The 13,274-nt window shown below is 63.9% G+C and carries 13 protein-coding genes; 9 read left to right on the top strand and 4 right to left on the bottom strand.

Features of this window, described 5'->3' with window-relative positions; translation table 11 throughout:
* Nucleotides 1-94: 94 nt before the first annotated feature.
* From V7P99_RS09570 to V7P99_RS09540, 7 genes are all read left to right on the top strand, one after another.
* Nucleotides 95-1,576 carry an efflux RND transporter periplasmic adaptor subunit gene (locus tag V7P99_RS09570; RefSeq protein WP_333794584.1) on the top strand — a complete coding sequence of 494 codons (1,482 nt, stop codon included), beginning with the start codon at nucleotides 95-97 and terminating at the stop codon, nucleotides 1,574-1,576.
* 5 nt (nucleotides 1,577-1,581) lie between these two features.
* Nucleotides 1,582-2,367, top strand: a complete 786-nt coding sequence (locus V7P99_RS09565; RefSeq protein WP_333794606.1) for an ABC transporter ATP-binding protein — start codon at nucleotides 1,582-1,584, stop codon at nucleotides 2,365-2,367.
* A complete protein-coding gene (locus V7P99_RS09560) occupies nucleotides 2,364-3,596 on the top strand; it encodes an ABC transporter permease (protein ID WP_333794583.1) in 1,233 nt (410 codons plus the stop codon). Before V7P99_RS09565 ends, V7P99_RS09560 begins: the two co-directional genes overlap by 4 nt.
* Nucleotides 3,597-3,838: 242 nt before the next feature.
* Nucleotides 3,839-4,150, top strand: a complete 312-nt coding sequence (locus tag V7P99_RS09555) for an H-NS histone family protein (RefSeq protein ID WP_333794582.1) — start codon at nucleotides 3,839-3,841, stop codon at nucleotides 4,148-4,150.
* A 779-nt stretch (nucleotides 4,151-4,929) separates the two neighbouring features.
* On the top strand, nucleotides 4,930-5,244 hold the full coding sequence (gene groES, locus V7P99_RS09550; RefSeq protein WP_333794581.1) for a co-chaperone GroES: 315 nt from the start codon (nucleotides 4,930-4,932) through the stop codon (nucleotides 5,242-5,244).
* A 39-nt stretch (nucleotides 5,245-5,283) separates the two neighbouring features.
* Entirely contained in the window at nucleotides 5,284-6,927 is a 1,644-nt protein-coding gene (gene groL / locus V7P99_RS09545; protein WP_333794580.1) for a chaperonin GroEL, read from the top strand.
* Nucleotides 6,928-7,114: 187 nt separating this feature from the next.
* Entirely contained in the window at nucleotides 7,115-7,297 is a 183-nt protein-coding gene (locus V7P99_RS09540) for a hypothetical protein (RefSeq protein WP_333794579.1), read from the top strand.
* 150 nt (nucleotides 7,298-7,447) lie between these two features.
* Here the strand turns inward: V7P99_RS09540 and V7P99_RS09535 are convergent, their stop codons facing one another.
* The 3 genes from V7P99_RS09535 to V7P99_RS09525 are packed head-to-tail and all read right to left on the bottom strand — an operon-like array spanning nucleotide 7,448 to nucleotide 9,622.
* The gene (locus tag V7P99_RS09535) at nucleotides 7,448-8,719 is read right to left on the bottom strand and encodes a CCA tRNA nucleotidyltransferase (RefSeq protein ID WP_333794578.1); all 1,272 of its coding nucleotides are present in this window, start codon (nucleotides 8,717-8,719) and stop codon (nucleotides 7,448-7,450) included.
* A 7-nt stretch (nucleotides 8,720-8,726) separates the two neighbouring features.
* Entirely contained in the window at nucleotides 8,727-9,026 is a 300-nt protein-coding gene (locus tag V7P99_RS09530; protein WP_333794577.1) for a DUF6111 family protein, read from the bottom strand.
* Complete coding sequence (locus V7P99_RS09525) at nucleotides 9,023-9,622, bottom strand: CoA pyrophosphatase (RefSeq protein WP_333794576.1); 600 nt, start codon at nucleotides 9,620-9,622, stop codon at nucleotides 9,023-9,025. Before V7P99_RS09525 ends, V7P99_RS09530 begins: the two co-directional genes overlap by 4 nt.
* A gap of 375 nt (nucleotides 9,623-9,997) precedes the next feature.
* Between V7P99_RS09525 and V7P99_RS09520 the strand changes: the two genes are divergently transcribed.
* Together V7P99_RS09520 and V7P99_RS09515 are read left to right on the top strand one after the other, a co-directional pair.
* Nucleotides 9,998-11,242, top strand: coding sequence for a hypothetical protein (locus V7P99_RS09520; protein ID WP_333794575.1), 1,245 nt, complete (start codon nucleotides 9,998-10,000; stop codon nucleotides 11,240-11,242).
* A 120-nt stretch (nucleotides 11,243-11,362) separates the two neighbouring features.
* Complete coding sequence (locus tag V7P99_RS09515; RefSeq protein ID WP_333794574.1) at nucleotides 11,363-12,139, top strand: carbonic anhydrase; 777 nt, start codon at nucleotides 11,363-11,365, stop codon at nucleotides 12,137-12,139.
* A 192-nt stretch (nucleotides 12,140-12,331) separates the two neighbouring features.
* On the opposite strand, the gene hemF is transcribed toward V7P99_RS09515, so the two are convergent.
* Complete coding sequence (hemF, locus tag V7P99_RS09510; RefSeq protein WP_333794573.1) at nucleotides 12,332-13,243, bottom strand: oxygen-dependent coproporphyrinogen oxidase; 912 nt, start codon at nucleotides 13,241-13,243, stop codon at nucleotides 12,332-12,334.
* Nucleotides 13,244-13,274 lie beyond the last annotated feature (31 nt).

Genomic DNA, 13,274 nt, shown 5'->3' with positions numbered 1-13,274 from the left:
GCACTCAAAGCCGCCGAACAGCATGGTCGGGTGAAGTTTTTCGATCATTACACTGGAACATGATGAGAACTGCAGAGCCGAGCGAACAAAGATCATGGCAAAACGCCTGAGTTCCCTTTTTACCCTAGCAATTCCGGTCGCTGCGGCCGGGGTCCTCGCCCTTTGGCTTTTCAATCCCGGAGGCGGGGGCGACCGGAGCGTGGTCTACGAGACGGTTCCCGCCACCAAGGGCCAGATCCGAAAGATCGTGTCCACCTCGGGTCCGGTGCGCGCCCTCGTGACGGTCAAGGTCGGCTCTCAGCTCTCGGGGCAGGTCGAGGACGTCCGTGTCGATTTCAACAGCGAGGTGAAGCCCGGCGACATCCTGGCGACCATCGACGCTCAGACGTTTGCTGCCAAGGTGGCCCAGGCGGAGGCGGACCTCGAGGCGGCGGACGCCGCGCTGCATAACCAGGAAGCGGCGCTGTTGAAATCAAAGGCGATACTGGAGGCGGCGGAGCTCAACGTCTCGCGCCAGGAAAGCCTGGCCGAAAAGCGTCTCTCACCGCAGCTCACCTACGAGACGGCTCTGCGCGACCGCGACGTGGCGAAGGCCGACATCGCGGTGGCGGAGGCGCAGGTCATGAGCGCCCGTGCGACCATCGCCCAGCGTAAAGCCGCTCTCGATCAGGCCAAGATCGACCTCGAGCGTGCCGACATCCGCTCGCCCATCGACGGCACGGTGATCTCGCGCACGGTGGATCCCGGGCAGACCGTCGCGGCGAGTCTTCAGGCGCCGGAGTTGTTTCAGATAGCGGAGAACCTGTCGCGCATTCGCATTGAGGCGCAGGTCAACGAGGCCGACGTCGGCGCGGTTTCCGAGGGAAATCCGGCCACGTTCACAGTCGATGCCTATCCTGATCGCCAGTTCGAAGGGCGCGTGACGCAGGTTCGCCTCGCCGCGACCGAGCTCAATAGCGTCGTGACCTATACCGTCATCATCGAAGCGGACAACGAGGGGCGCAAGCTCTTCCCCGGCATGACGGCGAGCGTGCTTATCGTGTCCGATACGCGTGAGGGAACGCTGCGCGTCTCAAACGATGCGCTCCGCTTCCGTCCCAAGACGCTGGCTCCGCAATCGGATGCGCCCCGCTCTGGCGGCCCGGGTGAGCGTGGCAGCCAGATGGTCGAGAGGCTTCAGGCCGACATAGAGCTTTCCGACGCGCAGGCCGCCGCCGTGCGCGAAGCCATGGAGCACCTGCGCAGCGAGGCGCGGGCGGAAGGCGGAGCGGCGAGCTTTGGCGGCGGTGGTGGTCGCGGCGGTGATCGCGGCAACTTCCGCCAGAAGATGGTGTCACGGATCGAGCAGGCTCTTGCCCCGACGCTCACGGACAGCCAGCGTCTCGCGTTCCAGCGCTGGAAGGATGGGCGCGAAGCGGTCCGGCCGGCGACGATCTGGGTGCTCGGCCGCAACGGACAGCCTGAGCGCCGCAACATTCGCACCGGTCTCTCCGATGACCAGTTCACTGAGGTGGTCGGCGGCGATCTCAAGGACGGCGATCCGATCATCGTGCGTGCCCGGGACGTGAAATCGTGACTCTTATCGAGCGCCCGTCAGGCTCTGAGCCGCAGCAGCGGGCGGACCCCGCCCTTGGTCCGCCGCTCGTTTCCGCCCGCGATCTGAGCAAGATTTATCAGATCGGCGACCAGCGCGTCGTCGCGCTCGATCACGTCTCGCTCGAAATCGCCACCGGAGACTTCGTCGCCATCATGGGCCCGTCCGGCTCAGGCAAGTCGACGATGATGAACCTGATCGGCGCGCTCGACGTGCCGACCTCGGGTCAACTCGTCCTCGACGGGCGTGACATTGGCGCCCTCTCGGTCGATGAGTTGGCCGATCTGCGCAACCGCACCATCGGCTTCGTTTTCCAGCAGTTCAATCTCCTGGCGCGCACCTCTGCGCTCGAGCAGGTGATGCTGCCACTGCTTTACGCCAAGCCACGCCCCGCAGAGAGCGAGGCGATGGCACGCCGGCGGCTCGAACAGGTCGGGCTCGGAAACCGTATGGATCACACGCCGCGGCAACTTTCGGGCGGACAGCAACAGCGCGTCGCCATCGCGCGGGCGCTCGTCAACAACCCGAAGCTCATTCTCGCCGACGAGCCGACGGGCGCTCTCGACAGCCGCACGTCGGAGGAGATCATGCAGGTTTTCACCGATCTCAATCGTGAAGGCATCACGATCGTCGTCGTGACGCATGAGCCCGAGATCGCTCTGTGGGCCGGCCGGCGCATCACGTTCCGCGACGGGCATATCGTGGACGACATTCGCCAGACGCCCTATGTCGCGGGCGGCGGCGTAGCCACGAAAGTAGGGAGTTCGACATGAACCTCCTGGACAGCATCGCCATCGCCATCCGCGCGCTCCGCACCAACCTTCTGCGCTCGGTTCTGACGACGCTCGGCATCGTCATTGGTGTCGCGTCGGTCATCATCCTGGTCGCTGTGGGCACCGGCGCCTCGAGCGAGGTGGACAAGCAGATCAAGGCGCTCGGCACCAACATGCTGGTGGTGTTTCCGGGCTCCATGCGGGTCATGGGCCGGGCGAGCGGGGCGGGCACAGACATTCCGCTGAGCGAGACCGACGTTGCCGGCATCCGTGACAAGATCCCGGGCGTCGTGGCCGTGTCCGGCCAGATCGATGACTCGGGGCCGATCGTGCGCGGCAACGCCAACTGGACGTCGAGCCTGAATGGCGTGCATGCGGAATACACGATGGTGCGCGATTGGCCCGTGGTCTCAGGTCGTGAGATCGAGCCGTCGGATGTGCGTACCGGCGCCAAGGTTGTCGTGATCGGCGATACGGTCGCGAAGGAAGTTTTCGCGGGCGAAAATCCGGTCGGCGCCACGATCCGCATCAGGAACGTTCCGTTCGAGGTGATCGGCGTGCTGGCAGCCAAGGGCCAGTCGGTCATGGGGCGCGATCAGGACGATATCGTGCTCATTCCCATCACGACGGCGCGGCTCCGGGTGTCGGGACGCAGCCAGGTGCAGAACGATCGCGTCGGGCGCATTTACGTCAAGGTCGACGAAGGCGCCGACATCGATGAGGTGCAGGAGGAGATCGAAAGCCTTCTGCGCCAGCGCCGCCGGACGCGGGCCAATGCCGAGGACAGTTTCTCGGTGCGCAATTTGGCGGAAACGATGAAGGCAAGGAGCGAGGTGCTCACGACGCTCAGCTATTTGCTCGCGGCAACCTCGGTCATTTCGCTCGTTGTCGGCGGGATCGGAATTATGAACATCATGCTGGTCTCGGTGACGGAGCGCACGCGTGAGATTGGGCTCAGAATGGCGGTTGGCGCCCGCAGGCGCGATATAATGCTGCAGTTTCTGGTCGAAGCTGTTTCTCTTTGTCTTCTTGGCGGATTGATCGGCATTGCCGCAGGCGTGTCCGCGTCTGCAATCATCGCTTTTGCGGCAAATTGGCCAGTTTTGGTCTCTCCGTCGGTTCTCGGCGGCGCCCTTGCTGCTGCGGCTGCAACTGGTATCTGTTTCGGATTGTTTCCGGCCCGCCGGGCGGCTCGCCTCAATCCGATTGATGCATTGCGAAGTGAATAAAGGCCGAGATTATTTTCTCGGCCTTGACGAAACCTTCTAAAAGATTTTATTGACCTGGTGAATCCGCGGCCGTTGGTTGCGGATCGCTTGGCACTGCCAGAATCCATGAAAGTTTGTGAACATATCAAGGGGTGAAGAAGACTTTCATCAATTCTGGGTGCTTTGATGCGTTGAGAATTGAAGGGGCAATGCCTCGTCCCCGACATCCTATCCCGACCAGATACCCACCAATGGAGTACGGAATGGCCGCTATCAATTACGACAAGATGTCGGTTAAGGAGCTTTCGGATATCATTGCTCGTGCACAGAAGGCTTTGAATGCAGCCAAAGAGCGTGAGCGGTCCGAGATAAAGCAAAAAATCACGACCCTCGCCGAGACGGCCGGGTTTTCGGTTGGCGAGCTGTTTGGCCAGCGTGGGCGCGGCAAGTCTGTGACCGTGAAATACATGAACCCCGACAATCGGGCAGAGACCTGGACTGGCCGTGGCCGCAAGCCAAATTGGCTCGTTGCCAAGCTGAGCAAGGGTGCGAAAATCACGGATTTCGCTGTCTAGTGTCCCGATTTTGAAGTTCGCGGAGCGTGCCAGTTGCGGGACCGGCTTCGGGATCATAAAAGAACGCGAGAATTAACCCGGAACTGCGCTGCGTAAGGGGTGAATTTTTAGATCATCGCACGAGAGCTCGATCGTTCTCGATACGAGCAGTCTTGTTTGCCCGCCTCGTTAGGAGGCCGCGTATCAAGAGTGTGAAAGAGCCTCTCAAACGAAGACCTGGAGCGCGTTTCTCGCACGGTTCTGACCCGAGTGAACGCAATCGCTTCCCTGCGAAAATCTGCCGCATTCAGTGCGCCGCCAATCTGGCGGCGCACTTGTTATTTGGCCCGTTTGCTCCTCGAAACGCCGTGCACGGTTGAATCTGTAAAGCAGCTTTCGTAGGGCAGGAACGTTAATGCCAAAACGCCTCCCCGACTGTGGGGATCATAAGCAAAGCGATCCCGCTGAACGGTGGGTGGGGATTGAAGGGGATTGAAAAGGTGTCCGGAGCTATGTCGGTCCAGGACCGGGCTTGGGCGCCGTATGAGTCTTTTAAGCGAGAAAGCCTTACCTCCACAGCGAGCCGTCGAGCGCTTGGCGCGCTCACGATGCCGCCCGCGGGCGCCGCTATCTGGCACTCCACCCTTGACAGTGCTAGCACCCTTTCTCATATAGGCGCTGCGTCTCCGTCGTTCGAGGTCGCGAAGACGGGTCGCAGACTGTCCGAAGAGCGCGGCGCAGCCCCTCTATCGGATTAAATTTCTTAACATGATCAACCATATGCATCATGAGGGTAGCCCATGAAGTTCCGTCCCTTGCATGACCGCGTTGTCGTCAAGCGCGTCGAAGAGGACACCAAGACCGCTGGCGGCATCATCATTCCCGACACGGCTAAGGAAAAGCCCCAGCAGGGCGAGGTTGTCGCCGTCGGCCCCGGCGCTCGCGACGAGCAGGGCAAGATCGTTCCCCTCGAGGTGAAGGCCGGTGACCGCGTCCTGTTCGGAAAGTGGTCTGGCACCGAAGTCAAGATCGACGGCGACGATCTCCTGATCATGAAGGAGAGCGACATCCTCGGTATCCTCGAGGGCAACGCGTCGGCCAAGGCCGCGGCCTGATAGAATTATTTCTCAAAGTTTTCAACGGAGTTGCATCACATGGCAGCTAAGGACGTAAAATTCTCGCAGGACGCGCGCGAGCGGATGATCCGCGGCGTCGACATCCTCGCCAACGCGGTCAAGGTGACGCTCGGCCCCAAGGGCCGCAACGTCGTCATCGAGAAGAGCTTCGGCGCTCCGCGCATCACCAAGGACGGCGTTTCCGTCGCCAAGGAGATCGAGCTCGAGGACAAGTTCGAGAACATGGGCGCGCAGATGCTGCGCGAGGTGGCTTCGAAGACGGCGGATCTCGCCGGTGACGGCACCACCACGGCCACCGTGCTCGCCCAGGCCATCGTGCGCGAAGGCGCGAAGTCGGTCGCGGCCGGCGCCAACCCGATGGATCTCAAGCGTGGCATCGATCAGGCGGTTCAGGCCGTCGTTGACGAGCTCAAGACCAAGGCGAAGAAGGTCACCTCCAACGACGAGATCGCCCAGGTCGGCACCATCTCCGCCAACGGCGATATCGAGATCGGCTCCAAGATCGCCGAGGCCATGAAGAAGGTCGGCAACGAGGGCGTAATCACGGTCGAGGAAAGCAAGAGCCTCGAGACCGAACTCGATGTCGTCGAGGGCATGCAGTTCGACCGCGGCTATCTCTCGCCGTACTTCATCACCAACGCCGACAAGATGATCGCGGAGCTCGAGAGCCCGTACATCCTGATCCACGAGAAGAAGCTCTCGGGCCTCCAGGCCATGCTTCCGGTGCTCGAGGCCGTGGTGCAGACGGGCAAGCCGCTGCTCATCATCGCCGAGGACGTCGAGGGCGAGGCTCTCGCCACGCTGGTCGTCAACAAGCTGCGCGGCGGCCTCAAGGTCGCGGCCGTCAAGGCCCCGGGCTTCGGCGATCGCCGCAAGGCCATGCTCGAGGACATCGCCATCCTGACGGGCGGCACGGTGATCTCCGAGGATCTCGGCATCAAGCTCGAGACGGTCACCCTCGATATGCTTGGTAAAGCCAAGCGTGTCTCGATCGACAAGGAGAACACCACCATTGTCGACGGCGCGGGCAAGAAGGCCGACATCGAAGGCCGCGTGAAGCAGATCAAGGCGCAGATCGAGGAGACGACCTCGGACTACGACCGCGAGAAGCTTCAGGAGCGTCTGGCGAAGCTCGCGGGCGGCGTTGCCGTGATCAAGGTCGGTGGCGCTACCGAGGTCGAGGTGAAGGAGCGCAAGGATCGCGTCGACGACGCGCTGCACGCGACCCGCGCCGCCGTCGAGGAAGGCGTCGTCCCGGGCGGCGGCGTTGCGCTGCTGCGTGCGGCCAAGGCCCTCGATGCACTCAACGTCCAGAACGAGGATCAGAAGGTCGGCGTCTCCATCGTGCGGAAGTCGCTTCAGGCGCCGGCGCGCCAGATCTTCCAGAACGCGGGCGAGGATGGTGCCGTCGTTGCCGGCAAGATCCTTGAGAACGCGGAGTATGCCTACGGCTTCAACGCCCAGACCGGTGTCTACGGCGACCTGCTCGCTGAGGGCGTCATCGACCCCGCCAAGGTCGTGCGTTGTGCGCTGCAGGACGCTGCCTCCGTGGCTGGTCTCCTGATCACGACTGAGGCCATGGTTGCCGAGAAGCCGAAGAAGGATGCTCCGGCAATGCCGGGCCCCGGCGGCATGGGTGGCATGGGCGGCATGGACTTCTAAGGTCCGCCGTGCGGGGCTCGATGAGCCCCGCGCGTGTCGCAGAGATTGGGCCGGAGCGGTATGCTGCTCCGGCTTTTTTTGTGGCGTGAGTTCATGGGGCGGGGACTTGCCTGGCCGTGCAAGGAACCCACATGGAGACGAGACGGAAGATTGCCCGATCTTGGAAACGAGCAAAGGAGGTCGCGCCATGCTTGCCGTTCAGATCGAGGAGCACGCCCGCAAGCTGATGGAGGTTCAGGGCCCGAAGGCCATCGCCGAGGCTGCGCAGAAGGCCCGCCTGTTCGAGGAGCAGGGCGCGGCGGATGAGGCGGCGACCTGGCGCCGGATCGAGGGTGCGATGCGCCGTCTGCAGGGGCCGCGGGCGAAATAAGTGAAGCACGGCGGACCGAGTGCTTCCGGAAAAGTGGATGCCGGTTTTCCGATCAGAAGCACGATAAAACGAGTGCTTCCGGAAAGGTGGATGCCGGTTTTCCGATCAGAAGCACGATAAAACGAGTGCTTCCGGAAAAGTGGGCACCGGCTAATGGGGGTCGCGGTTCGCCTTGATGATGTCGGACAGCTTGTGCGCGAGCAGCACCTCGTCCGTTGCAAAGTCCTCGCCGATCCACCAGTCCTCGAACGTGCGCATCACACGCCCGATGGCAGGGCCTTCCGCAAGGCCGCGCGCGAGAAGGTCGCTACCGCGCACCGGCAGCGTCGGGACGGACCAGTGGCTTGGAACCGCGAAGCGCTCACGCCAGTGCGAAGACTCGGCCGCCGCCCCGCCCTGGGCCCAGGCCAGCATGACGCCATCGCGAAAGGCCTCTTCGCCGAAGCGATAGAGAAAGGCCCGCGCCTCCCGCACGTCCGTCGCGGGATCGAAAGCGCGGTCCCGAAGCATGAGCCGGGCCAATCGCTCGCCCTCGGTGTTCGAGAGCCGGAGACGTGTGGCGAGCCCGATCATGGCCCGCCCCCCGCCGGCGAGCGCCGCCAGTCGCAAGAGAGGATCGGGATCGAGAGCCAATCCTGCCTCGATTTCTGCCAACCGTTCGAGAAGGCCGATATCGCCGGCCGTTCCGATGAGGGCCCTGATAAGCTCTGCGTCCGCCATGACGCGCGCGATCTCAACCGCCCGCGGTGCGCTGAGCAGTCTTAGGAGCTCGGCGCGCACCCGTTCGGCGGAAAGCTGCGCCAGACCGTCTGCAAGATCGATCGCGGCGGCGAGCCCTTCGGGGTCGGGCGTGCCCTCTGCATACGTCGCCGTGAACCGGAAGAAGCGCAGGATGCGCAGATAGTCCTCCCGGATGCGCGCCCGGGCGTCGCCGATGAAGCGAACGCGCCGCGCGAGGAGATCGCCATAGCCGCCCACGGGATCGTGCACCGTGCCGTCGAGTCCGCAGTAAAGTGCATTGAGCGTGAAGTCGCGCCGAGCGGCGTCCTCCGCCCACTCCGTCGTGAACGTCACGCGCGCATGCCGGCCGAAGGTCTCGACATCGCGCCGGAGCGTCGTCACCTCGATCGGATCATGATGGGCGATCACCGTCACGGTGCCGTGTGCGAGGCCAGTCGGAATGGCGCTCAATCCCGCCGCCGCGGCGAGGTGCATCACCTCCTCGGGAGGGGCTGTGGTTGCGATGTCGATGTCTTTTACAGGCGCGCCGATCAGGGCGTTGCGCACAGCTCCGCCGACGACGCGCCCCTCGAAGCCACCGCCTTTAAGCGCTTCGAGCACCGCCTGCGTACTCGCGCGCTCGAGCCAGGACGAGCCCTTGAGGCTCGGCGGCCGCTCCGGCAGATGGTCGTCGCCGCTCATCGTCGCATTACTCGATATGGCCCGGCTGTATCTTACCGTCCTGGAGTGAGGGCGGCGTGTAATGCTGGCCGGGCTTGCCGCCGGAGGAGGAGCCGAATACCGCCAGCGTAACGATGACGACGAGCGCGCCGCTTGCGAACAGCCAGAGCAGGGGCGCATCGTCGAGCACGCGCGTGAAGTGGCTTTGAGCGGCGCCGTCCTCGCCGGTCTCCGTTTCCGCACGTGAGCGCCGGACAAGCACCCAGGCCACATAGAGGAAGGTCGGCAGCAGAAACAGCAGGAGGTTCTCGATGACGGTGCGGATCATGATGCGAAGAGCCTCTGATGCATGTTGCGGAGAATACCGGCCGTTGCCCCCCAAATGAAGCGGTCGCCGAACGGAACGGCATGGAAGTGCTGCTCGAGCCCATCGATCATGAGCGTGTGCCGCTGATAGTTCATGGGATCCATCAGAAACGGCAAAGGCACTTCGAAGGCATCAGCAACTTCGTTGCTGTCGAGAGTAAGCTTGAAATCGGGATCGACGAGTCCGATCACCGGTGTGATCCAGAAGCCGGTGCCCGTGAGATAGCGGTCGAGTATGCCGAGCGGGACGACGAGCGAAGGGTCGAGGCCGATCTCCTCGCGTGCTTCCCTCAGCGCAGTGTCCAGCGGACCGGTATCCGAAGGTTCCGTTTTGCCGCCCGGGAACGCGATCTGGCCTGCGTGCGCTGTGAGATGGGCCGTGCGCTGCGTTAGGAGCAGCGAGACGGTTTCGCGCGCGATGGCAGGAATGAGCACGGCGGCCGGGCGTGCCTTGGCAAGGGCATCGGGAAAGGGGCGCGCGGCCGCAAGTTCCGGAGTGAGGTCGAAATCGCTGGGACCATAGGGCTCGTCCGGTGGCGGATTGGCCAGGGCACCCATGGCCAGATCGCGAAAGGCGGTCGGGCTGAAGCGGTGCAAATTGGACGGAGTTAAAGGAATCATAAAGCTTCGTAAGCCAGAAGTGCGCGAATGGGAATGGCCCTGGGGATTCGCAGAACGGCCGAAAACGCAGCGTTCGCCCGCCGCACGTCCAAGGAAATGCCCCATTCTCCTGGCAATCGCGCGCCTGTTGGCCCCGTTCGGTTGGCCGGCAAGGTGTGAATTTACTGCCAAGTCGCGTATGAGACGTCTGAGTTCGCCTTCGGTGCCGGCGCTTCAAGGCACGGCGTAGCGCCTGCTCCGACCGACAATCCGCTTCCCTGTCAGCACGCCCGGTGCGGCCGCGCGTGAGCTCGATCCGGAGGATGGCTTGCTATGAGACCCACTCGCAGTCTTGCTGTTCCAATGCTGAGCCCGAGGTCGCTCGCCCTTGCGCTCGCGAGCCTCCTGCTCGCGCTCGCCGTTGCGTCGCCCGGCGCCGCGGCGCGCAGCGTGGACGCATTCGCCCGGACGCTGACGGCAGCCGAGCGGAAGGTGTTCGAGGACTATCTCTCCGCCCAGGCCACGCATGAGTTCAAGAGCGATGCCTATTGGCGCGAGGTCACGAACCGGAAGGCCCTGCGGCGCGGCAAACGGAGCCGGGGCGAGGCGATCGCGCCCGCGGACTACGTGCGCAGTTTCCCGCCGAAATACGCAGGTCCCGAGCTTCCGCCCGCGCTCGCCAAGCGCTGGCAGGCGTACCAGGCTGCTGATGATGTGAAAAAGGACAGGCCGCCGCCGCGCTCGCTGCCGGGCCTCGATGATTTTCTGGCGGCAGCGAGGACGGAATACGGTTTCCGTCCAGAACGCATTCCCGAACAGGAATTCAAGCTGCGCTATGCGCGCGAGGCCGTTTCGCTCGGGCTCACTGGCGATCAGGTCGTGCGGGTTTATGCGCTGGAGACGAGTGGCCTCGGCACAGCCGACATGGTGGCTGGCATTCACCCGATCCGCAAAACAGGAAAGCCGATCTCGTCGGCGATCGGCTATGCGCAGCTCCTGTGCGCCAACACCAGCGACGAGCTTGCACGGCATGGACCGAAGTTTCTTACCCGCCTGAAGAAGATGGCGGCTGACCGCCGCCTGCCGCCGCCGCGTCGCCAGGCGCTCGCCGAGAAGCACGCGAGGCTCGCCGTGATGGTGAAAGCCGCGCGCTCGATCCCGCATAAGTGGGACCGCCATGTCGCGTTCGCCCGCACGCAGCGCGGGATGGGGCTTCACGCCATAAATCTCGATGGCGACATCGGGCCTTGGCTGCAGGCGGTGAAGCTTCATGGATTGAAGCAGATGGCCGAGAAAGCGGGTCTGCCGGCGCTCACCGGCGCTGAGATCGAGCTGATGAACCTCGCGGGTCCCGGCACCGGCCTCGAGATGATGCGGCCGGCTGCGCGCAATGCCGCGACGGCGAACTTCTTCGCGCGCGACGCTTATTTCCGCAACACCATTGTGCGCGACAAGACCAGCGCCGAGCTTCTCGCAGCCCTTGACGAGCGCATGGATCGGAACATCACCAATCCCGGCGCCATCGAGTTCGCAGAAGCGTTCCGGCAGGTCTCGCGCGAACTCGCCTCGAGCCGTTGAGTGAGGCGCGCCGGGAGGCTACGGCCTCCCGGCGCGTTCATCCGGCTTTTACCTCCGTATGCGCACTCTTTCCGGACGGCCGGCAGCGCGCCTCGTGCGCACGGCAGCCAAGGGGGCGGAATGGCAATCGAGCGGCGCACGTTCTTGAAATATGCGGTTGCCGGCTGTGCCTGCTGCGCGCTGCCTGGCTTGGCCGGTGCGGACGAGCATGCTGCCCCTCACTGGTCTTATGAGGGCGCGACAGGTCCTGACCATTGGAGCGGCCTGTCGCCCGAGTTCCAGGCTTGCCGGCTTGGGACGCAGCAGACCCCCGTCGATCTCTCGAGCGTCCTGACGGGCGAGGCATCCATCGCCGTGGACTATCGCCCGGCTCCGCTGCGCCTCGTGAACAACGGCCACACCGTCGAGGCCGCTGCTTGTCCGGACTGCGCGGTCACCATTGACGGCACTCGCTACGGGCTGGCGCAATTTCACTTCCATCACCCGAGCGAGCATCTCATTGACGGGAAGGCCTTCGACATGGAGGCGCACCTGGTGCACAGATCTGCCGAGGGGAGCCTTGCCGTGGTCGGCGTCTTCATGAAGGCCGGGGCGCACAACACTGCCCTCGGTGCCCTGTTCGATCATCTGCCGCAGGACGAGGGGCGCGAGGTTCTCTTGGCTGAGCGGTTCGATCCGGCCGCGCTGCTGCCGGCGAACCGGTCCGGCTTTCGCTACATGGGCTCGCTGACGACCCCGCCCTGTTCGGAGGGGTTGGTCTGGACGGTCTTCCGCGAACCCATCGAAGTCTCGCCGGACCAGATCCGGACGTTCGCCGCGCTGTTCCCGAACAACGCCCGCCCGGTGCAGCGCACGAGCGATCAGCTTCTCCAAGCGGGCGAGCTCAGGCATCGTTAGCAGGCTTGGAGCCGGTCCCCGTTGGAAGAAGCGGCTCCGGGTATTTGCTCTTGCTCGTTTCCTGTTAGGCGAGCCAGCGTAGCTCGCACGGGGTGAAAGCTTCTTCTGCGTCATCCCGGCGACGGCCAGGATTTACGTCAGCCTCCGCCGGCGCCGCCGCCACCTCAGCCTCCACGCATGATCGGCAAAGCTTTACGGCCACTTCACCACTGGCGGGAGCGAGGAGAGGATGCTGTCCACGTTGCCGCCGGTCTTGAGGCCGAACACCGTGCCCCGATCATGGAGCAAGTTGAACTCGACGTAGCGTCCGCGGCGGACAAGCTGCTCCTCCCGGTCGGCATCCGTCCACGGCAGCGTGTAGTTGCCGCGCACCAGCATCGAATAGACGCGCTGGAAGGTGCGCCCCACGTCCTGCGTGAACGCGAACGCGGCATCCCAACCGCCCTTCTCGTCGCCGGGCGTTAGATAATCGTAGAAGATGCCGCCGATGCCGCGCGGCTCCTTGCGGTGGGGCAGGTAGAAATAGTCGTCGCACCATTTGCGCAGCTTCGCGTAGTCGGCGACGGCTTCGTGCGCCGCGCAGGCGCCGTACATGGCGGCATGGAAGGCGAGGCTGTCGGCATCGTCCTCCTTGCGCCGCCGGTCGAGCACCGGCGTGAGATCGGCGCCGCCGCCGAACCACCACTTGTTCGTCACCACCATGCGCGTGTTCATGTGCACGGCCGGCACGTTGGGATTTTGCGGATGCACGATGAGCGAGATGCCGGAGGCCCAAAACCGCGGATCCTCTTCGGTGCCGGGAATCTGCTTTCTGAACTCGGGCGCGAACTCGCCGAACACCGTTGAGGTGTGCACACCGGCCTTCTCGAACACGCGGCCCTTGAGAACGCTCATTTTGCCGCCGCCACCCGGTCCGCCAGTGTGATCCTGGCGCTCCCAGGGCGTCTGTACGAAGCGGCCCGGGGCCTCTCCTCCGAGCGGCGCCGAAGGTGGAAGGTCTGTCTCGAGCGCTTCGAAGCCTTTGCAGATTTCGTCGCGGAGTTCTTGGAACCACGTCTCCGCCACACGCTTTCTGGTTTCGATATCGCTCGCCGTCCCGGCCATGGTTGTCTTTTCCTCGCGTCTTGCCCATCTG

This window comes from Hyphomicrobium sp., from assembly GCF_036780825.1.
Taxonomy (GTDB): Bacteria; Pseudomonadota; Alphaproteobacteria; order Rhizobiales; family Hyphomicrobiaceae; genus Hyphomicrobium_C.
The sequence above is the reverse complement of the archived record's forward strand: the minus strand, read 5'-3'. Positions and strand labels throughout refer to the sequence as shown.